General features: G+C 68.0%; 16 protein-coding genes. 5 read left to right on the plus strand and 11 right to left on the minus strand.

Annotation, left to right across the window (positions count from 1 at the left end; translation table 11 throughout):
* Window positions 1–41 precede the first annotated feature (41 nt).
* From AC10V3_RS16495 to apbC, 6 genes are all read right to left on the minus strand, one after another.
* Window positions 42–257 carry a hypothetical protein gene (locus AC10V3_RS16495; RefSeq protein ID WP_022536360.1) on the minus strand — a complete coding sequence of 72 codons (216 nt, stop codon included), beginning with the start codon at window positions 255–257 and terminating at the stop codon, window positions 42–44.
* 211 nt (window positions 258–468) lie between these two features.
* The gene (locus AC10V3_RS16500; RefSeq protein WP_454752367.1) at window positions 469–1,101 is read right to left on the minus strand and encodes a TorD/DmsD family molecular chaperone; all 633 of its coding nucleotides are present in this window, start codon (window positions 1,099–1,101) and stop codon (window positions 469–471) included.
* Between the two features lie 37 nt (window positions 1,102–1,138).
* A complete protein-coding gene (locus AC10V3_RS16505; RefSeq protein ID WP_454752368.1) occupies window positions 1,139–3,304 on the minus strand; it encodes a 4Fe-4S binding protein in 2,166 nt (721 codons plus the stop codon).
* A 101-nt stretch (window positions 3,305–3,405) separates the two neighbouring features.
* Window positions 3,406–4,023, minus strand: a complete 618-nt coding sequence (locus tag AC10V3_RS16510) for a DUF3306 domain-containing protein (RefSeq protein WP_454752369.1) — start codon at window positions 4,021–4,023, stop codon at window positions 3,406–3,408.
* 35 nt (window positions 4,024–4,058) lie between these two features.
* Window positions 4,059–4,607 carry a DUF3305 domain-containing protein gene (locus AC10V3_RS16515; protein ID WP_349606231.1) on the minus strand — a complete coding sequence of 183 codons (549 nt, stop codon included), beginning with the start codon at window positions 4,605–4,607 and terminating at the stop codon, window positions 4,059–4,061.
* Between the two features lie 26 nt (window positions 4,608–4,633).
* Window positions 4,634–5,722 carry an iron-sulfur cluster carrier protein ApbC gene (apbC, locus tag AC10V3_RS16520; protein ID WP_022536365.1) on the minus strand — a complete coding sequence of 363 codons (1,089 nt, stop codon included), beginning with the start codon at window positions 5,720–5,722 and terminating at the stop codon, window positions 4,634–4,636.
* 347 nt (window positions 5,723–6,069) lie between these two features.
* Here apbC and AC10V3_RS16525 point away from each other — a divergent pair, with 347 nt between their 5' ends.
* Both AC10V3_RS16525 and metG read left to right on the plus strand, forming a co-directional pair.
* Window positions 6,070–6,708, plus strand: coding sequence for a YiaD family glycine zipper/OmpA-like lipoprotein (locus tag AC10V3_RS16525; RefSeq protein WP_022536366.1), 639 nt, complete (start codon window positions 6,070–6,072; stop codon window positions 6,706–6,708).
* A gap of 299 nt (window positions 6,709–7,007) precedes the next feature.
* Window positions 7,008–9,068, plus strand: a complete 2,061-nt coding sequence (gene metG, locus AC10V3_RS16530; protein ID WP_022536367.1) for a methionine--tRNA ligase — start codon at window positions 7,008–7,010, stop codon at window positions 9,066–9,068.
* A 76-nt stretch (window positions 9,069–9,144) separates the two neighbouring features.
* Here metG and bamE read toward each other — a convergent pair whose 3' ends face one another.
* Genes bamE through AC10V3_RS16545 form a run of 3 tightly spaced genes read right to left on the minus strand, consistent with a single transcriptional unit; the run spans window position 9,145 to window position 15,689 of the window.
* Window positions 9,145–9,693 carry an outer membrane protein assembly factor BamE domain-containing protein gene (gene bamE, locus AC10V3_RS16535; RefSeq protein ID WP_454752371.1) on the minus strand — a complete coding sequence of 183 codons (549 nt, stop codon included), beginning with the start codon at window positions 9,691–9,693 and terminating at the stop codon, window positions 9,145–9,147.
* 43 nt (window positions 9,694–9,736) lie between these two features.
* Window positions 9,737–13,870 carry a translocation/assembly module TamB domain-containing protein gene (locus AC10V3_RS16540; RefSeq protein ID WP_490922605.1) on the minus strand — a complete coding sequence of 1,378 codons (4,134 nt, stop codon included), beginning with the start codon at window positions 13,868–13,870 and terminating at the stop codon, window positions 9,737–9,739.
* A 28-nt stretch (window positions 13,871–13,898) separates the two neighbouring features.
* On the minus strand, window positions 13,899–15,689 hold the full coding sequence (locus AC10V3_RS16545; RefSeq protein ID WP_041681137.1) for an autotransporter assembly complex protein TamA: 1,791 nt from the start codon (window positions 15,687–15,689) through the stop codon (window positions 13,899–13,901).
* Window positions 15,690–15,958: 269 nt separating this feature from the next.
* On the opposite strand from AC10V3_RS16545, the gene AC10V3_RS16550 reads away from it, so the two are divergent.
* The 3 genes from AC10V3_RS16550 (at window position 15,959) to panC (ending at window position 18,118) form a co-directional block, all read left to right on the plus strand.
* Window positions 15,959–16,150, plus strand: coding sequence for a DUF3460 family protein (locus tag AC10V3_RS16550; protein ID WP_022536371.1), 192 nt, complete (start codon window positions 15,959–15,961; stop codon window positions 16,148–16,150).
* 44 nt (window positions 16,151–16,194) lie between these two features.
* Window positions 16,195–17,082, plus strand: a complete 888-nt coding sequence (locus AC10V3_RS16555; protein WP_022536372.1) for a segregation and condensation protein A — start codon at window positions 16,195–16,197, stop codon at window positions 17,080–17,082.
* A 187-nt stretch (window positions 17,083–17,269) separates the two neighbouring features.
* Window positions 17,270–18,118: a pantoate--beta-alanine ligase gene (panC, locus tag AC10V3_RS16560; RefSeq protein WP_022536373.1), complete on the plus strand. Its 849-nt coding sequence runs from the start codon at window positions 17,270–17,272 to the stop codon at window positions 18,116–18,118.
* Window positions 18,119–18,175: 57 nt separating this feature from the next.
* Here panC and AC10V3_RS16565 read toward each other — a convergent pair whose 3' ends face one another.
* Complete coding sequence (locus AC10V3_RS16565; RefSeq protein WP_349606332.1) at window positions 18,176–19,369, minus strand: PepSY-associated TM helix domain-containing protein; 1,194 nt, start codon at window positions 19,367–19,369, stop codon at window positions 18,176–18,178.
* Window positions 19,370–19,503: 134 nt separating this feature from the next.
* The gene (locus AC10V3_RS16570; protein ID WP_349606239.1) at window positions 19,504–21,024 is read right to left on the minus strand and encodes a cobyric acid synthase; all 1,521 of its coding nucleotides are present in this window, start codon (window positions 21,022–21,024) and stop codon (window positions 19,504–19,506) included.
* Window positions 21,025–21,089: the final 65 nt, after the last annotated feature.

Consider the following 21,089-nt stretch of genomic DNA (forward strand, 5'->3'; position numbering starts at 1 on the left):
TCCGGTTGCAGGCGGCGCGGCAGACCACGCCGCCCTGGCATTTACACCAGCGTGGTCCGGTAGTATTTGCGAATATGATCAGATACGCGGTAACCCTTGCTGTCCGACGGGGTGTCGGTAGGTTCCGGTAACGCGGCGGTCGGGCCCGGCATCGCCGGCCCACGCGCTGTCAGTGCTGCCGCACCCGTAGCGGCAGCGACAACTCCAGCGCCCGCGAGAAACGTGCGGCGCGCGACCCTGGTTTGCTTCACTGTCATGTGGGGGCTCCTCGGCTGTCAAAGCCCGATGGTGTTAGCCGTTATGCGTTGTTATGCATATTCTAGAATCAACTAGCAGGAAAGACCATGTAATGCACGGGTTTTTCCTGACTTTCGAGCTGAATTTGAGGCATGTCTGTCGGGCCGGGCGCGACACCCTGAAGAAGCCGCCGCGCGTGCCGATAGGGATCGCCCCTCGCTTTTGTTCGCTTCAGTTCATCTCCAGCGCAACCGCTTCCACACCGACAAACGCACTCAGCAAGCCGGCCACGCTGCGATAGAAGCGCGCCTGCGGATGCTCGTTCACCGCATCGCACAATTTCTCCACCCACGGCTGCAGGTGCTGCGCATAGAAGCGCTGCTGCTCGCCCAGGTTGGACACGGACAGGTCATCGCCGGCCACCAGGAAGCGCATCACTTCGCACAGCGTGGCGATATGGTCCTCGGTCTCCATCACGCCCTCGTGGCGCTCCAGGCCGTAGCGGGCCAGGTCTTCGCGCAATGCCACCAGCGGGCGCTCGTTGAGAAAGCCCGTCATGTAGAAGGAGCCGTACAGGAACACATCCTGGCGGCCCACGCCGACGAACAGCTGCCGGTATTCCTCTTCGGCCTCGGCCGCGGTGGTCTCGGATGCTGCGTCGCACAACCCGTTCCACGCCTTGCCGAGCACGGTGTTGGCATCGTCGCCCACCGCGCGATTGGTGGCGATATGGTGCAGCAGCGCGGCATCGGGTGCACTGTAGAACAGCGTGGCCAGCAGGCCATACAGGTCGGCGCGGGCGGTGTCCTCGGCATCGTCTGCCGGCGGCGCGGCGGTAAGCTGGATCGGCTGGAAATCTGTCATGTCGTGATGAATTGTGCTGAATAGTGGGCCGGCCGGATCAGCGCAGCGTGGTGCCACTGACTGTGCCCATGTCCTTTTCCATCATGTCGATTACGCGGCAGTCCTGGCACATCTTCAGGCGCTCGGACGCAGCGCCGGCAAAGGCGGGGTGGCCGGCCAGCCGCCCCAGCATCGACTCCACCATCTGTGCAGTGCCGAACGGCTTGCCGCAGCGGACGCAGTGGAACGGCTGGGTCTCATTGAGCGTGACCGGGCGGCGCGCGGCGTCGCCGGCAAGCAGGCGCGGCACCAGCGTAATCGCGTCTTCCGGGCAGGTCTTTTCGCACAGCCCGCACTGCACGCAGTTGCGTTCGATAAAGCTGAGCACCGGGCGCTCGGCGTTGTCGCGCAGCGCCTGCGACGGGCACGCGCCCACGCAGGCCATGCACAGGGTGCACTTGCCGGTATCCACGGCAATTGCACCGATCGGTGCGGCGGCTGGCAGCGGCACGATTTCCGCGGGAACCGGAGCGTGGCGTGCCAGGTGGTCGAGCGTAAAGTCCAGCATCTCGCGCTTGGCTGCCACCGCGCCGAAGGGCGCGGGCGGCAGCGCATTGCGGCCGGGGCGCAGGGCTGACAGGCCGGCGTCCAGCGTGGCGGTATCGGCGGCCTCGACCAGGGACAGCACTTCGCCGTCATAGCCCAGGCCCGCGAGGATGGCGCGGCCGACTTCCATCTGCTCCAGCAGCGCGGTGCGGTACTGCGGCGCCTCATCGCCGGTCAGCAGCACGGCGACGCGGCTGGCGCCCCAGCACAGCGCGGCAAGCCACAACTCCAGCCCGGCCGAAGCCGGATGGAACAGCGACAGCGGCATCACATTGGCGGGCACGCCCTTCGCCTTCCCGCCGCGTGCGGCGCGGCCCAGCGCCAGCAGCGCGGGCGTGCCGGATTCCTCGCCGTGCAGCAGCAGCACCGCATCGCGCCCGCCGGCCTGGCGGTAGACCGACAGCAGCGTGCGCAGGCGCGATCCCATCGCTTCCGGGCCCGGGTAGCCATAGCTGATGGCCCCGCTCGGGCAGACCGTGGTGCAGGCGCCGCAGCCCATGCACAGGTTGGGCGCGACCTCGATGCGGCCCTTGCCGTCATGCCAGCGCGAAGTGATCGCCTGGGTCGAGCAGATGTCGATGCAGGCGGTGCAGCCGGTGGTCTGGTTGCGGCCGTGCGCGCACAGGTTTTCCTTGTAGCGGAAGAATCTGGGCTTCTCGAACTCGCCCACCAGTCCCGCCAGCGTCAGCGCGAGCTCGTGCTGGCGCGCCGCGTCAGCACCAGCGTGCAGGTAGCCCTGCGGCGGCTGGTGCATGGTGAAGGCCGGCGCATCGCTCAGATCGAACACCAGGTCGAAACGCCCCTGCGTGCTGCCCTGCGGGCGCTCGAAATCGATCGCCGCGGCGGCGCCGCAGGCGCGCACGCAGTCGCGGTGCGAACGGCAGCGCGACAGGTCGATCTGGTAGGTGAAGTCGATCGCGTCTTCCGGGCAGGCATCGATGCAGGCGTTGCAGCGGGTACACAGGTCCAGGTCGATCGGGTTGCTGCGGCCCGCGCCGGTTTCCCAGCTGGCCTCGAACGCGCCCAGCCATCCGGTCAGCGAAGCAAGCCGGCCACTGTGAACCGGATAGTTGCGCGCGGCGGGCTGTGCCGCCGGGTTGGCCCCATTCGCTTCGCGCTTGTCGCCGCCAGTCAGCAGCACGGTGACTTCAAGCTGCATCGCGGCCAGGCGCTCGGCCCACGGCAGCGCGCGCTGCGCCGGGCCCATCACCAGCACCGCGCCGTCCGAGCGGTAATCCACCACCGGTACAGGGTCCGGTTCGGGCAGCGCGGCTACGGCCAGCAGCGCGGCGATCTTGGCATTGGCCGTCTTCGGGTCGCGCCGGGCGCCTTGCGACCAGCCACCGGTCTCGCGGATATTGACGAAGCGCACCGGCGCGGTCACCACCGCGCGGCCATCTTCGCCGCGTGCGGCCTGGGCGGCCACTTCCGTAAATAGCTGGCGCTCCTGCGTGCAGGCAACGATGACATCGTCGGTGCCGTCGAGCGCGGCAGTGAAGTCGCCGATCTCGCGCCGGCATAGCAGGCGGTGGACCTTGAGCGGGCCCTGGTTCGCTTCGGACAATGCCGCCCCGTCAAGCGGCATGGTGTCGTTGCAATTGCAGATCAGCGTCGGCATGGCGAATGCGGCTGACCGGCCCGGACGTCCTTCTTGGCGAGGGGTCTGCGGGCCAGCGGATTGTGGGGATGCCTATTGTAGGCTGCGGTGCACTTTCGGGGCTACGCGCATTTATCCGGGTCTCGCGGGCCCTGTTCTTCGCTTGCTTTTTCGCTTTGTCTTGCGCTTTGACTTGCCGTTTGCTGCGCCGTTTCGGCTGGTGCGGGTATGTCCGTAGTGTCGGCGGTTTTGCCCGCGTCGGCGGGCGCCGTCGGCTGTACATCTGCAGGCTCGGCCCCGGCTGCGGCAGCGGCCTGCGCGGCGGCCCGTTCCTCGTCGGTCGGCTCGAACAACCCGAGCGTCTCGGCCTGTCGCAGCTGGCGCAGGATCTCCGGCGGGATCGGGTCGGGCTTGCTGTAGTCGTCGATGTAGGTGTCGAGGCCATCCATCACGTTGAAGTGCGGATCGGCAAACAGCGTCTTGAGCGCGGCGCGCTTGACCGACTCGTCGACACCGCGGGCGACGAAGCGCGCGATATTGTCGCCGGGGCGCAGCACGGCGACGTCTTCCAGCGTCGGCGCGGGCACCTCGAGCACCGCTTCGGTGGCCGGGACTGCGGGCACGGCGGCTTCGGCCGGCACCGGGACTTGCTCTGGCGCTGGCTCGGGCGGCACGACCACGCCCTCCCGCACCGCGGCCTTGCGGCGCGACCAGCGTGACAGGAAGGACGAATCGCTCATCGGCGGGGCGAAGTCAGATAGTCAGGTCGTCACGGTCAGTAGCGCGCGCGGTCCTGCGGCGCCTTGAACGATTCGGGCCGGCGCCGCTGCTTGGGCTCGGGCCGATAGTGCTCGTTGACGTAGGCCTGCAGCCATTCGCGCTGCTCGGGCGCGAGCGGCACGTTTTCCACGATCTCGCCGGCGTCGAGCCAGCGGCCGGCTTCGTTGTAGGACAGCGTGACGGTCATGGGCACCGGGTGCGCGTCTTCGCCGCTGCCCCCGCCATCCTCGTCCTCGGGCGTGCGCCACAGCACGAACCAGCACGGCGTGGTCGAGGTCAGGTTCAGGAAGTAGCCCTCGCCCTGGTCGCGGAACAGCGCCACCTCGAAACCGGGGTACAGCCAGCGCGCGCCGTGTTCATCGTGCTCCAGGCAAACCGGGTGCGTGCCGAACTCGCCCAGGTCCGGCAGCACCGCGTCGAGCTGCCACTTCCACGGCTGCCAGCGGCTGGCCAGCGCCACCTTGCGCATCACCACCGCCATGGTGACGGCGGGGCGGGCACCGGGTGGCGGCGTCTCTGGCACGGGCGTGACTTCGGTTTCCATGGTCTGCCGGCGGGCGAGCCGCGCGCTCAGGTGTTCTGCACGACGATGCTCGGGAACTTGCTGGTCATGTCGCGCGCCTTGTCGGCGACCTTGATCGCCACCTTGCGTGCGATGCCCCGGTACAGCTCGGCCACCGGGCTGTCGGGCTCGGCCACCACGGTCGGGCGGCCGGAGTCGGCCTGCTCGCGGATCTGCAGGTTCAGCGGCAGGCTGCCGAGCAGGTCCACGCCGTAGTCGGCGCACATTTTCTCGCCGCCGCCGTGTCCGAAGATGTGCTCGACGTGGCCGCAGTTCGGGCAGCAGTAGACCGCCATGTTCTCGACGACGCCGAGGATGGGGATGCCCACCTTCTCGAACATCTTCAGGCCCTTCTTGGCATCGAGCAGCGCGATGTCCTGCGGCGTGGTCACGATCACGGCACCCGTCACCGGCACCTTCTGCGACAGCGTCAGCTGGACGTCGCCGGTGCCCGGCGGCATGTCGACGATCAGGTAATCCAGGTCGTGCCAGTTGGTCTGGCGCAGCAGCTGCTCCAGCGCCGAGGTCACCATCGGGCCGCGCCACACCATCGGGTTGTCCTGCTCGATCAGGAAGCCGATCGAGTTGGCCTGCAGCCCGTGGCCCTCCAGCGGCTCCATGGTCTGGCCGTCGGCGGATTCCGGGCGGCCGTCGATGCCCAGCATCATCGGCAGGCTGGGGCCGTAGATATCGGCGTCGAGCATGCCCACGCGCGCGCCTTCGGCGGCCAGGGCGAGCGCCAGGTTGACCGCGGTGGTGGACTTACCCACCCCGCCCTTGCCCGATGCCACCGCGATCACGTTCTTCACGCCCGGCAGCAGCTTGACGCCACGCTGCACCGCGTGCGCGACAATCTTCATGGTCACGGCCACGCTGACATTAGTCACACCCGGCAACTCCCGCACCGCGGCAACCACGAGCTTGCGGATCGGGTCGAACTGGCTGCGCGCGGGGTAGCCGAGCTCGACTTCCAGCGACACATCGCCGCCGTCGACACGGATATTCCTGGCCGAGCGGGTGGACACCAGGTCCTTGCCCGTGTTGGGGTCGATGACGGTGCGCAGGACTTCGGTGACCTGCTCAGTGCTGACGCTCAAGGCAAACTCCGCTTTGATTGAATGTGGGGACGGACGCTTAACACGCGTCACGACTGGCGAGTAATGTATCAAAGTATGCAGCACCGGCCATGAGGGCCGGTAATCGGCGCGCAATACCCTCCGCACGGTGGGGGATTACAGACAATTACAAATCTCACAACCTTGCACTTGTGCGCGTGCCGTCATATCCATATTGTAGTGCGGTTGGGCGGGCCGGCATGGCACATCGCCGCCGCACGGGACCCAACGCGCACAAAGGCGCACAAAGGGTTACCTGAGCACCGCCCTGGGGGTACCATCGCGATGCGGTACCCAGAACACTTTCGGGAACATCAGAAGGAGAAAGCATGAAGATCAAGCTTGTCACCGTCACGCTCGCCGCCGCCACGCTGCTGGCCGCCGGTTGCGCCACCGAACAGCAGACCCATACGGCGGTCGGAACCGGCGTGGGCGCCGCAGTTGGCGCCGGGCTTGGCAACCTGATCGGCGGCAATACCACGGGCACGCTGGTCGGCGCGGCCGTGGGCGGTGCCGTCGGCGGTGCGACCGGCTACAACTGGAACGCCATCCGCGGCAAGCTGAACAAGGACACCGCGGGCACGGGCACCCAGATCACCGAGCAGCCGGACGGCTCGCTGAAGGTCAATATCCCCAGCCAGGTGACCTTTGATACCGACAGCGCCACGATCAAGCCATCGTTCCGCTCGGTGCTCGACCAGGTCGCGCAGACGCTGGGCCAGCATCAGGACGTGACCGCAAGTGTCGTCGGCCACACCGACAGCACCGGCAACCCCAACTACAACATGCAGCTGTCGCAGCGCCGCGCCCAGAGCGTGGCCAGCTACCTGGGTGACCATGGCGTCGCACGCAATCGCCTCTCGGCCGAGGGCCGCGGGCAAGCCCAGCCCGTGGCGGACAACGCCAGCGAGACCGGCCGGGCACAAAATCGCCGCGTCGAAATTTTTTTGAAACCAATTCAGGGATGACCCTGTCTTAGAAACAGGTGCCGCTTGCCACCGTTGCTGGCTCGCGATGGGTGGCTGACCTCCCGGGCGGTACCTGATTTCTCCTCCTTTTCCGTTGTGGAAAGCTGCGCCGGCACTGACCGGCGCTTTTTTTTGGCCGAAAGGTTTCGCCACGCCGAGGTCTTTCGGACTTTTCCGCCATGCGGAACCGACGCGTCCGCCGCGCCCAGTTGCTAAAATAGTCCCTTCCCGGCACGCGCTCGCCCTCCTGGCTGGCGCCGTCCCCACGACATTTCCCCGCTCCTGACCGGCCCCTGTCTATGACCGCACGTCGCATCCTCGTCACATCCGCCCTGCCTTATGCCAACGGCCAGATCCATATCGGCCACCTGGTGGAATACATCCAGACCGATATCTGGGTGCGTTTCCAGCGCATGATGGGCAACGAGGTCTACTATGTCGGCGCCGATGACACCCACGGCACGCCGGTGATGCTGCGCGCCGAGAAGGAAGGCATCACGCCCAAGGCGCTGATCGACCGCGTCTGGATCGAGCACAAGCGCGATTTCGACAGCTTCCTGGTGTCGTTCGACAATTACTACAGCACCGACGCGGAAGAAAACCGCGAGCTGTGTGAGAAGATCTACCTTGCCCTGAAGGCTGAGGACCTGATCGCCGAGCGCGAGGTCGAGCAGTTCTTCGACCCGGTCAAGAACATGTTCCTGCCGGACCGCTTCATCAAGGGCGAATGCCCCAAGTGCGGCGCCAAGGACCAGTACGGCGATTCCTGCGAGGTATGCGGCACAACCTATGTGCCGACCGACCTGAAGAACCCATACTCGGTGGTGTCCGGCGCGACCCCGGTGCGCAAGTCGTCGGCACACTACTTCTTCAAGCTGTCCGACCCGCGCTGCGAGACCTTCCTGCGCGAGTGGGTGGCCGACCTGGCGCAGCCCGAGGCCGCCAACAAGATGCAGGAATGGCTGGGCAGCGAGGGCGAGGCCTCGACGCTGTCCGACTGGGACATCTCGCGCGATGCGCCCTACTTCGGCTTCGAGATCCCCGGCGCCCCCGGAAAGTACTTCTACGTGTGGCTGGACGCGCCGATCGGCTACTACGCCAGCTTCAAGAACCTGGCGCAGAAGCGGGGTATCGACTTCGACGCCTGGGTCGGCCCGCATTCGACCGCCGAGCAGTACCACTTCATCGGCAAGGACATCCTGTACTTCCACACGCTGTTCTGGCCGGCGATGCTGCGCTTCTCGGGCTACCGCACCCCGACCAATGTGTTCGCCCACGGCTTCCTGACGGTGGACGGCGCCAAGATGAGCAAGTCGCGCGGCACCTTTATCACCGCGCAGAGCTATATCGACACCGGCATGAACCCGGAATGGCTGCGCTATTACTTTGCGGCCAAGCTCAACGCGAGCATGGAAGACCTGGACCTGAACCTGGACGACTTCATTGCCCGGGTAAACAGCGACCTGATCGGCAAGTACGTCAATATCGCCAGCCGCGCCGCCGGCTTCCTGGTCAAGCGCTTCGAGGGCAAGGTAGATGAAGCCGCGCTGGCCCATCCGCTGCTCGAACAGCTGCGCCAGGCCGCGCCGCAGGTGGCGCATCTCTACGAGGCGCGCGAGTACAGCAAGGCGCTGCGCCTGGTGATGGAACTGACCGACGCGGTCAACGCCTTTGTCGATACCGAAAAGCCCTGGGACCTGGCCAAGGATGAAGGCAAGCGCGCGGCGCTGCATGCGGCGTGCTCGGTGTCGCTGGAGGCCTTCCGCCTGCTGACGATCTACCTGAAGCCGGTGGTGCCGAACGTGGCCGCGGGCGTGGAGCGCTTCCTGAACATCGAGCCGCTGGACTGGCGCGCCATCGACAGGCAGCTGTCGGCCGCCAGCCCGGTGCAGGCGTACCAGCACCTGATGACGCGCGTCGATGCCAAGCAGGTCGATGCGCTGCTGGCCGCAAACCGCGAGTCGCTGCAGGCGACTGCGGCGCCGGCAGCCGCGGCTGCCTCGATCGAGCCGATTGCCGACACCATCACCATCGACGACTTCGCCAAGGTGGACCTGCGCGTGGGCAAGATCGTGGATTGCCAGAAGGTGGAAGGCTCGAACAAGCTGCTGCAGCTGACGCTGGACCTGGGCGAAGGGCGTACGCGCAATGTGTTCTCGGGGATCCAGTCGGCTTACACGCCGGAGCAACTGGTGGGCAAGCTGACGGTGGTGGTGGCCAACCTGGCGCCGCGGAAGATGAAGTTCGGTTTGTCCGAAGGGATGGTGCTGGCTGCGTCGGCTGCCGATGAAAAGGCGGCGCCGGGGCTTTATATCCTTGAGCCGCACAGCGGCGCGGTGCCGGGCATGCGGATCCGCTGATCCCGCGCTGGATGAAAAAACGGCGGCGCCTTCGGGCGACCGCCGTTTTTTTTACGCCCGCCGATTCGGTCGCGCCTCAACCGCCCTGCATCTTCGATGGATCGTCGCTGCGCGAGGTGGTCGTGACCGTGCCCTCGCTGTTGAAATGCACGTTGAAGAATGCCTTGTCGGTCGAGCTCTCCATCCACCGATAGCCCCACACCTCCTCCTTCTTCAACCTGAACGCCTCCACCTTGGTCGGCTTGCCCAGCAGCCGCCGGATATCGTCCTTGCTCATTCCGGCACGCACGCGCGCAAAGTTCTCGGGCGTCAGCACCTGCTCGATCTTCGCCACCTTGCCGTCCGCGCCGATGGTGACCATCCAGGTGGTCGTGCCCTCCGGCCCGCGCGGATATTCCAGCCGGCGGCCGCCATCGGCTTCTTCCCAGACGATCTCCGGCTTGCCGGCCTGGCGCCGCAGCTCCTCTTCGGTGGACTGTCCCGGAACGATGCCCTTGAACAGCTCGCTGTCGGGCTTGATCGCGTTCCAGGTATTGCGGGCGGTCTCGCCCGCCTTCTTCATCGCTTCATCGACCTTCTGCTGGTCGCAGCCGAACAGCGCGAGCAAGGAGGCAATCAGTCCCATGGCGGCAAGGCGTCGTGGCGACGCAATAGTGGAGGGGCGTCCGTCAGCGGCGCACAGGCTCGGCGATGACTGCCGAGGCTGCCTGCGCGGCGCGTTCGGGATCGAGTGGCTGACTTTCATCCTGCTGGCTCCTTCGGGTGCCGCCGCGACCCGACGTCCCGCTGAACAGGTTCGCCCAGCTGTCGAAGCGGCGGTTAAACAAGACCGACAAACCGTTGATGGAGCCGCCCTTGGCAATCAGCGACCAGCGCCGCGAGAACTGCCAGCTCAGCTTCACCACGTTCGAGGCCGAGGTCAGGCTCTGCTCATAGCCAACCGACATACGGTCGGAAATGGCCTTGCCCATGCTGACCACCTGCTGGTCATTCAGGCCCGCGGTGCTGGGCCCGATCGAGAATTCGTCGATACCGAAATGCTGCACAATCCCCTTGCCCGTCTTGCTGCCGATCATGCCGAGCGCCGCGCCGCCCAGGGCCGAGCCGCTCAGCTGGCGCTGCTGGCCGGCCCCCGCGCTTTCCGCGCCGTAGCCGAACATCAGCCACGATAGCTTGTCTTCGTCCGGCACATTGGGCTCCGACACCAGCCGCACGCGCGGCAGCCGCACCGTGCCGGTCACCTCCACGCCCGCCTCCACTTCCTGGTTGCGGCGCATGGCGCGGATATTCATGTTGGGATTGTCGATCGGCCCGTTGAAGTTGATGATGCCACGTTCGATATTGAGCTTGCGCCCGAAGGCCTCGTAGGTGCCGTCGGTCACCCGCACCGTGCCGGTGGCCTTCATCGGCACCAGCGGTTCGCTCTTGACGCTCATCTGGCCGGCCAGCGTCAGGTCGGCGCCCGCGCCACGGAAGCGGAAGTCGTTGCCAAGGTCCACGGTCAGGTCGATCACCGGGCTGAACTTGCTTGCCGGCTTAGTCTCCGGCACCGGGGTGGCGGCGGTCTTCACCGCGCGCTGGTCCTTGCGGCGGATCACCACCACGTCGTCGCCCAGCACCGGCGCGCCCGCCTTGGGCAGGTCGAACAGGCCGCGGTCGACGCGGAACTTGCCGCGGATCACGATCTGCTTGTTCTCGTTGGCGATGGTGGCATCGCCCGACACGACCAGCGTGCGCTCCGGGCTGGCAAAGAGCTGCAGCTTCTCGGCGACGATCTTGCCGGTCAGGTTGGGATCGGCCTCACCCAGCTTGATGTTGCCGGTGGCAACGATCTTGCCGTCGCCGCCGTGGAACTCCACGTGCTTGAGTTCGACCGTGTTCTGGTCCAGCACCACGCGCACGGTGCCGTCGGTCAGGCGCAGCCCCTGGTCGTACAGCGTGACCGCCAGGTTGTCGCCGTTGAGGGTGCCGGTCAGCAGCGGCGCGCCGACCGTGCCGCCCAGCCGCATCGCCGCTGCCAGGCGCCCTTCGAAGGCGTACTGCGGCCCCGTAAATGCCTCCAGCGACTTCAGGCGCGGCACGTCCACGGTAATCGTGCCGCCCAGCGTCGAGGCCGGGCCCACCGTCTGCAGCCCCTGTTCCTGCACCAGCCCGGCCGAGGCATCCACCACCACCTTGCCGATGCGCCCCGACACCATGCCGCCGCGCAGCGCGATGCGGTTGCCGCCGGCGTCGGCGCGCAGGCTGGTCTCGCCCAGGCCGAGCGTGGTGAAGCCCCGCCCCGCGTTGACCGACAGGTCGCCGCTGCGCCGGCGCAGCTCGGCAAACCCGGTCGCGGTCTCGGCCAGCGCCAGGTTCCAGCGGCCGTCGATCACCAGGTCGGAGCGCACCGGCGGCTTCTCGCCGGTGATGGTTTCCATCAGTTCCAGCACATGGCCGACCTGCAGGCCGTCGAGGCTGCCCGCCGTACGGATGCGGCCGTGGTCCCAGTCCAGGCTGTCGATGGCGAGCGTGGCGCGGTCCAGCAGCAGCCGCGCGGCGCCCAGGCGCACGTGCTGGTCGGCCACCAGCAGCTGCGTGGGCGCGGCCAGCCGCAGGTTGACCGTGCTGCGTCCCTCCAGCGTGCGGATGGTGCCGTTCCAGCCGTCCTTGCCCCTCCACGCACCCTGGCCCGACAGCGCCAGCTGCAGCGGCCGCCGGTTCAGGCTGCCGGCTGCCTTGACGTCGAAGACATGGCTGGCCTGGGTGCCGTTGAGGGTGGCGTCGAGCGTGCTGAGGCTCGCCTGCGGCCCGCGATAGTCGCGCGCGGCCAGTTGCACCGACAGCGGTCCGTCCAGCCCGCCGCGCACTTCAGCGCGGCCGCTGGCGCTGGCCACCTTGTGCTGGCCCACCTCCAGCGCCTGCGCGTTGTAGTCGGCCACCACCTCGGGCTTCTTCAGCGTGCCGGTGATGGTGGCGTCGAGCTTGAGCTTGCCGGCCACGCCGAACTTGAGGCGCTCGAGCTGCGGCGCATCGACCGCCAGCTTGAGCTGATCGCCGCGCGCGCCGAAGCTGCCGCGCAGGTCGGCCTGGTTGCCGGCCATGTTCAGCGAGGCCTCGCTCGGCAGCAGCCGCTCGCCGGCCAGACGCACCTTGCCGCCGCCGGTCATCGGCAGGCCCGCGTATTCGCTTTCATGCACGGCGAAGTCCAGCGCCACGCCAAGCACGGGTGCGATCTCGCCGGTGGCGGTGAAGTCGGCGTTGATGCGGCCGGCGGCGACCTTGGCCAGCCGCGACGGGTCGAACGACGCCAGCTTGCCCTTGAAGCTGAACGGCTGCTTGTCCTTGAGGCCGAGCTTGCCTTCGGCCGTCAGCACGCCGGGGCCGACCGTGGCGCGCAACGTGGACAGCGTGACCGCCTCGGCGTCGATATTGGCATCGGCAAACAGCTTGAGGGCGGCGCCCGACAGGTCCAGCGCCAGGCTCTGCCGGCCCGGCTCCAGGCGCACCACCACCGGCCCCGACAGACTGGCGCTGGTGAGCGAGCCATGCAGCGCGGCCGGGTCGAGCCGGTGCACGTCCAGGTCGAAGCCGCCGCGGCCGCCGCGCAGCGTGCCGCCGCCGGTGATCTCGGCCTTGCCGGTCAGCGCCACGCGCAGGTCGCTGATGACCTGCGCCATCTCGCTGAGCTCGACATGGGCGCGCACCGACTGCACCGGCAGCCGTTCCTTGTCGAGCGGGCCGGCTTCCAGGTTGCGGATCTCGACGTCGCCGGCCACGGCCAGCGGTGCGGGAGGCGGCGCGGCCGCGGGGGCCGAAGCCGCGGGCGGCGCCGAGGCCGCGGGCGCGCTTGCCGCCTGCGGCGGCGCGCCAGCCGCCACGCCGGCCACCGGCCGCAGCTCGGCATGCACGGTCAGGTTGGCGTGTGGCGCCGTCGGACTGAACAGCCGCGGGTTGATACGCTCGCCATCGACCAGCAGGTGCGTGAACGGCACCTTGCCGAACGGCGTCAGGTCGGCACCGGCGCGCACGTGAATGCGGTCGCCATTGGCCTGCAGTTCGGCGCGCAGGGCTTCGAGCGTGCCGTTGGCGGTGGCGTTGACGGCAAAGGATTCCTTCTGCCAGCTCGCCTCGAGCAGCGCCTCGGCGCTGAGCACAAACGGCGCGCGAGCGCCGAGCTGGGCGTTGGCTGCGAGCTTGCCGTATGGCGTCTCGAGCTTGTCGACGCTGACGCGGTGGTGCTGGCCGTCGCTGTGCACGCCACCGGACAGGTTGCTGAAGACCATCGGCTCGGCCGTGGGCGCCGTGCCCTGCAGCAGCGACAGCCGCTCCAGCGTCAGCGTATCGACGTCGATGACCAGCGGCAGTTCGAGCGACTTCGGCAGCTGCATCGGCTCGGTGCTCGGCTCGGACGGGCCCAGCTTCACCTCGGCCTTGCCGATGCGCAGCCATTCCACATGCAGCCGCCGCGGCTGCCAGCTCAGCGCCCAGCTGGCGTCGACGCGGGCCACCGCCACGCGCGTCTGGCCGCTGGCAAACACCACGTCGCGCAACCGCAGGCCGTGCGCGACGGTGCCGCCGTCCAGCGTGCCGCTGAGCATGCCGGCCGACAGCCGCGTGGCCAGCGTCCACAGGTGGCGCGTGCCGGCCTCGGTGCTCAGCGCCGCCACGCCGGTGACCAGCAGCGCAACCACCAGTACCAGCGGCACGCCCACCAGCCAGGCGAGCACGCGCCAGACGCGCCGGCGCTTGCGCGGCGCGGGTGGTGTCGGTTGCGTGGGCGTGCCCTCGCCGGGCAGGCCGGGCTGGTCGGGGATGCTCATGCCGGCATCCGGTGCGCGCGGGCAGCCATCAGAACGCCACCCCCAGCGAGATATGCGGCCGGAACTGTTGCTCCTGGATGCCGTAGCCCACGTCCAGCTGCAGCGGGCCCACCGGCGTGCGCCAGCGCACGCCGACGCCCACGCCGTTGTAGATGGTCACGCCGCGCAGGTTGTCGGCGGCCGTGCCGAGATCCCAGAACACCGCCACGCCCCAGTCCGGCTTGAACCAGTACTGGTACTCCAGGCTGCCTGTGCCAAGGTATTTGGCGGGCAGGATACTGGCGCCGCTGGGCGTGCCGATCGACTGGTAGGTGTAGCCGCGGATCGAATCGGTGCCGCCGGCACGGAATCGCAGCGTGGCCGGGATCTGGCTCGAGCTGTCGCCGGTCAGGTCGGCGCCGAGTTCCAGCCGTGCCACCACCAGGTCGCGCTTGCCCACCGGTATGTACTGGCGAATACGGCCGTACAGCCGCAGGAAGGTGGCATCGCTGAGGAAACCCTTGGCCGCCACCCCGATCTGGGTGCTGATCACGTTGCCGCGGCGCGGGAACACGGGGTTGTCGACGTCGCGCCGCGTCCACGCAAAGGCCGGCACCAGCGCCTTGCTGATCTGGCTGGGCTGGCCCTCCGGCACCAGCTTGTCGTAGTAGAAATCCAGTGAGGTCGTGACGTCGTACTTCTCGCGCGAGCGCGAGCGTTTCAGGCCCGCGCGCAGGCTGGTGGTGTCGGTATTCTCGATGTCGATGGTGCGCTCGTAGCTGCTGTACACGCTGTTGCGGTAGTTGCCGCGGTCCGGCGGCATCGCGGTCTCGGCAAACAGGTAGGAACGCTTCTGTTCCAGCCGCGCCTGCGAGTCGAAGGTCCAGGCGCGGTTGAACAGGTTGTAGTACGAGTAACGTCCTTCCACCTGGGCGCCGGTGTCGGTGGTAAAGCCCACGCCGCTGTTGAGCCGGTTCACCGGATACTCGCGCACGCGCACCGAGACCGGCGCGGTGACCACGCCGTCGGGCGCCTTGTCGGCATCCGGGGGCGGCTCCAGGTCGACCTGCACGTTGGAGAAGTACGGCTGGTTCTGGATCGCGCGCTGCAGCTCCAGCAGCCGCTCCACGCGGTACGGCTCGCCCACGCTGAGCGGATTGACGTTGTAGATGATCTGTTCCGGATAGCGGCGCGTGCCGGTCACCCTGAGCGGCCCCATCAGGTAGGCCGGCCCGCTGGCGTAGTGGGCCGACAGGTCGGCGCGCAGCTCGTCCGGCTCCACCCGTGCCTGCGACGCGGCCAGGCGCGCGCCGTAGTAATTATGGCTCTGCAGCGTGACCAGCGCGTCTTCCTTGGCCTTGTCCCAGTCTGCCTGGCGGAACGGGTCGCCCACCGGCAGGCCCCACTTGGACCGCAGTTCCGCCACCTGCTCGGGCGAGCGCGTGGCCGCCGGGCCGGTCACCTGGACGTCGACATTGCGGATCAGCGTGCGCGCGCCGGGGTCGACCATCACGTGGACCACGCGCTTGTCGGCCTCGCCTTCCACGCGGGTGGTGGTGGTCGGGTCGAAATAGCCTTCGGTGGAGGTGAACTGGCGCACCTGCTCGCCGACGGTCTCGACCATGTAGTCGAACTGGTCCGGAGACAGGTCGGTACGGTCCTTGTAGCGCGCCAGATCGAGATGCTCTTCCAGCATCTCGCGGATCGGCTTGGGGGCCTCGACTTCGACCTTGTAGGCGGCGCCGGCCGGCAGCGCCAGGATGGCGGTCAGCGTCGCCAGCACGGCCGCAGCCGCACGCGCCCGCCAGGGCGTCCGGCCTGCGAGTGGCGCCTTCGGCATAGCGGCGCTGGCCGGAGGGCCTGCCATCCTTGCCAGATCGGTCCTCATCCGTTGATGTCGCCTGGAGCGTCGGTAGCGGTGTCTTTCGGCATCGCCGTTTGTCCACACATACGAAGTCGGTATTTGACCACACACGGCCCTGCTGCCGGAACTTTCCGGTCGCGTGATGGCGCGGCGCCGGCCTAAATGCGTACCGGGCCGGGCCGATACTGTAAAATCCTGCCCCACCGCATCCAATCAGCGCCCGCCCGGCGCATCACGGTTTCACCATGGCCATCTACGAATCCGATATCACCCAGTTCCTGAAGCAGCTCAAGCAAGAGCGCCCGACGCTGGAAGCCGAGCAGCGCGACGGCCGCGCCCTGCTGTGGGACAAGTCGCCGATCGACCTGGAAGAGCGCGCCCGCGCCGAGGCTTCGCGCGTGGCGCAGAAGCCTTACGTCTACTCGCAGGACAACTGATCCCCGCCGCCCCGTCGTCCCGCCCCGTCGTCCACAACCCGGCCATGAGCGCCGAACAGGACAAGCTGCCGCTGCCGGTCGAGCTGCCCGCGGCGGCGCCCGCCACGGCCAATCCGGCCGGTCCCGCCGACATGGTCGACGGGATGGCCTTCGCGCGCCTGTACGGCGAGCCGCTGTTCAAGCTGCCGCAGGACCTGTACATCCCGCCGGACGCGCTCGAGATCTTCCTGGAAGCGTTCGAGGGCCCGCTGGACCTGCTGCTGTACCTGATCCGCAAGCAGAACTTCAACGTCCTCGACATCCCGATGTCGCAGGTCACCCGGCAGTATCTGTCGTACATCGAGCAGATCCGCAAGACCAACCTGGAGCTGGCGGCGGAATACCTGCTGATGGCGGCGATGCTGATCGAGATCAAGTCGCGCATGCTGCTGCCGGTCAGGAAGACCGACAGCGACGATGAGGCCGAGGACCCGCGCGCCGAGCTGGTGCGCCGCCTGCTGGAGTACGAGCAGATGAAGCTGGCCGCGCAGCACCTGGACACGGTGCCGCAGCTGGGCCGCGACTTCCTGCGCTCGCAGGTCTATATCGAGCAGAGCCTGGCGCCGCGCTTCCCGGAGGTGGAGACGATCGACCTGCAGTCCGCCTGGGCCGATGTGCTCAAGCGCGCCAAGCTCAACCAGCACCACAAGATCTCGCGCGAGGAACTGTCGGTGCGCGAGCACATGAGCCAGATCCTGCGCCGCCTGCAGCATGCACGCTTTATGGAGTTCAGCGAGCTGTTCGAGGACGCGATCCGCTCCGGCAAGGGCGTGCCGGTGGTGGTGGTGAACTTTATCGCCATGCTGGAACTCTCGCGCGAGTCGCTGGTGGAGATCACCCAGGCCGAGCCGTTCGCGCCAATTTATGTGCGATTGGCGTACAGCCCCAGCTGACCCACCCGTGGCGTGGGGTCCGGTGCCGCCCCAGTTGATCTACAATCCGCCGACAGCCGGCAGTACACGCCCCGACGGCAAGCGCCCGAGGGTCCAACGCCCGACAGAGGCCGAAACCGGTTTGTCCATGCGCCGCCCCTGATACCGGCGCCGGGTCACCGCCACCACGACCAGCAAACCTAGCCAGATGAAAGTCATTTCCTCCATCCAAGAGCTGCGGGACCAGTTGCGCGGCCAGAACCGCGCCGCCTTCGTCCCCACCATGGGCAACCTGCACGAAGGCCACCTGTCGCTGATGCGCCTGGCGCGCCAGCACGGCGACCCGGTGGTGGCGTCGATCTTCGTGAACCGCCTGCAGTTCGGCCCGAACGAGGATTTCGACAAGTACCCGCGCACGCTGCAGGACGATATCGAAAAGCTGCAGAAGGAAGGCGTCTATGTGCTGTTCGCGCCCTCCGAGCGCGACATGTACCCCGAGCCGCAGGAATACCGCGTCGAGCCCCCGCATGACCTCGGCGACATCCTGGAAGGCGAGTTCCGCCCCGGCTTCTTCAAGGGCGTGTGCACGGTGGTGATGAAGCTGTTCTCGTGCGCACAGCCGCGTGTGGCCGTGTTCGGCAAGAAGGATTACCAGCAGCTGATGATCGTGCGCCGCATGGTGCAGCAGTTCGCGCTGCCGATCGACATCATTCCCGCCGAGACCATACGCGCCGAAGACGGCCTGGCGCTGTCGTCGCGCAACCGCTACCTGAGCCCGGACGAGCGCGCCGAGGCGCCGGTGCTGTACCGCACGCTGCATGACGTGCGCGACACCGTGCTGGGCAGCGACCGCGCTGCGGCCGACCTGCTGGCGGTGGAGGCCAGCGCGAAGGAATCGCTGGCCAAGCGCGGCTGGAAGCCGGACTACGTGTCGATCCGCAAGCGCGTCGACCTGCAGGCGCCGACGCGCGAGGAATTCGCCGCGGGCGAACCGCTGGTGGTGCTGACGGCGGCCAAGCTGGGTGCGACCCGACTGATCGATAACCTGGAGATCTGAGGCGCGCGGCATCGCCGCGTCCGAGGTAAAGAAAAAGCAGGCCGCGGCCTGCTTTTTTCATGCCCCGCGCATACTGGAGCGCTGTGCGGTCTTTACCACATGCCGCTGGTGGCCGCGCCGCCGCTTCCACCAGATCAGCACGCCGGTCACGGCAAAGGTCAGTGGCGCCAGCCCGAACAGCGTGATGAACAGCCGGCCCGGCAGGCCAAAGGCCTCGCCGGTATGCAGCGGGAACAGCCAGTTCAGCAGCGTGTCGCCGGCAGGCGCGTCGTGCGGGTCGCGCGCACCCAGGCGCTGGCCGGTCCAGGCGTCCAGCCACAGCCGCGTGGCGCCGCTGTCCTTGCGCACCTCGCCGGGCTGGCGCAAGCGCACCTCGAAGGCGTCGCCGGGCTTGCGCGGGAGGCTGATGCGCGTCACCTGCGCATCCGGGTACTGCGTCTGCGCCGCCGCCATGATCTGGGCCGCGCTGAGCTGCCGGGCCCCGGCCGGCGCCGGGGCGGACACGTGCTTGACCGGCGGCGTCACGGTCATCACCCCCGCCACGATGGGCGTCACCCATTTCGGCAGATTCAGGTACCAGCCCGAAAAGGCGATGGTGGCCAGCACCGGCGCGGCCAGGATGCCGCCGGCGCGATGCAGCGAATAGTTGAAGCGCGGCCACGAACCGCCGTGCGTGATGCGGAAGGCCTGCACCACCGAGCGCAGCTTCATCTTTGGCCACCACACCACCATGCCGGCCAGCGTCGTCAGCAGCAGCAGCATGCCGACCACGCCGGTGATGGTCTTGCCGGTGTCGCCGGAGAGCAGGTAGCGGTGCAGGTGGAACAGCGTCGGCAGCAGCAGGCGGCGCGACAGGCCCGCCTCGCCCCAGACGCGCTCGCCCTTCACATCCAGCGTCACCGGATCGACCATCACCTGGCGCGAGCGGCCGGGCACGACGCCATCCGGCCCCTTGACCGGGTACCACGCGATGAATACGCCATCGGCATGGTTCGGCAGCATCAGCAGGTTGGGCTTGCCATACGGGGGTGCGGCCAGCCGTTCGGTCACGGCCTGGACGGTGGCCGGCGAGACCGCCTCCGTCATCGGCGCGGAGGCCACCAGCAGGTCCGGATTGAGCCACGCGTCCAGTTCTTCGCGCCACGCGATGGCCATGCCGGTCAGCCCCAACAGGACGAACAGCAGGCCGAGGCTCAGGCCGATATACAGGTGCAGCTTGACGAGGACGACGCGCAGGCGGCCGGTGACCATGACGGGGTGGAAGTGCGTTGAGCGGGCGCTGCAAAGCGCGGGATATGGCGTAGCAGCCATATCCCGCGCAGAATGCAAATGCGAAGGATTCGCGATTCTAACAGGGGCCCTGCCCCGTGGGCCGTGAGATTGCTTCAGCGCCGCAGCGGCGCCAGCATCGCTCCGAGATCAAGGTGCGCGGCCATGGTGTCGGCCAGCCGCTCGATCGAGGCCTCGCGCAGTGCATCGAGGTCCACCGCCTGGGCACCGTCCAACCCCGCCCAGCGCAGCAGCGCCTGGCAGCCGGCAGGGTCGTCGAACAGGCCGTGGACATAGGTGGCCAGGACCTGTCCGTCGTCGGAGCGCGCGCCGTCGGGCCGCACCGTGCCGTCGCCGCGGTCGAGCCACAGGGCGGGTTGTTCGAGTCCCGCGCCGGTGGTGACGCCAAGGTGGATCTCGTAGCCGCGCACCGGCGCGTCGGCATCGTCCAGCGCCAGCCTGCCACCGACCTGGCGCAACTGCTTCTCCGCGGCCAGCGTGGTCTCGTAGTCCAGCAAGGCCAGGCCCGGGCTGCTGCCGGCCGGCCCTTCGCGGCCATCGGGATCATGCACCTGCCGGCCCAGCATCTGCATGCCACCGCAGATGCCGATAAGCTTGCCGCCATAGCGCAGGTGGCGGCGCAGCGCCGGCTCCCAGTCGTTATCGCGCAGGAACGCCAGGTCGGCGCGCACGCTCTTGCTGCCGGCCAGCACCACCAGGTCGGCCGGCGGGATGGGCATGCCGGGCCCGACGAACTGCAGGTCGACCTGCGGATGCGCGCGCAGCGCGTCGAAGTCGGTATGGTTGGCGATGCGCGGCATGACCGGCACGATCACGCGCAGCCGTTGCGCCGGCGTGCCGGCCTTGTCTGATTGCGTGCCGATGATCGCGTCCTCGGCATCCAGGTGCAGGCCGTGCAGGTAAGGCAGCACGCCGAACACCGGCTTGCCGGTGCGCGCGGTGAGCCAGTCGAGCCCGGGCTCCAGCAAGCTGATATCGCCACGGAAGCGGTTGATGATGAAGCCGGTGACGCGTGCGCGTTCGCTCTCGGACAGGCAGTCGAGCGTGCCGAGCAGGTGCGCGAACACGCCGCCACGATCGATGTCGGCCACCAGCACCACCGGGCAGTCGACGCGCTCGGCAAAGCCCATGTTGGCGATATCGCGCTCGCGCAGGTTGATCTCGGCCGGGCTGCCCGCGCCTTCCACCAGCACCACGTCATACGCCTGTTCCAGGCGCGCGTGCGAGGCCAGCACAGCCTTCATCGCCTCGGGCTTGTAGGCGTGGTAGGCGCGCGCGTCCAGGTCCAGCCGCGCGCGACCGTGGATGATCACCTGGGCGCCGGTGTCGCTGCTGGGCTTGAGCAGCACCGGATTCATGTCGGTATGCGGCGCGAGACCCGCAGCCTGCGCCTGCAGCGCCTGTGCGCGGCCGATCTCGCCGCCGTCGGCGGTGACCGCGCTGTTCAGCGCCATGTTCTGCGGCTTGAACGGCACCACGCGCGTGCCGGCGCGGGCCAGCACGCGGCACAGGCCGGCCACCACGGTGCTCTTGCCGGCATCGGAGGTCGTGCCCTGGATCATCAGCGTGCCGCACAGGGCACCCGGCAGTATCGTTTGCGGGGAATCGGATTGCATCGGCGGATTATCGCACCGGGGCCTTGCAAGAGCAGGATGCGAGGGTCGGATGCGGCGGCTACAAT

The sequence above is a fragment of the Cupriavidus sp. PB-02 genome (assembly GCF_058252315.1).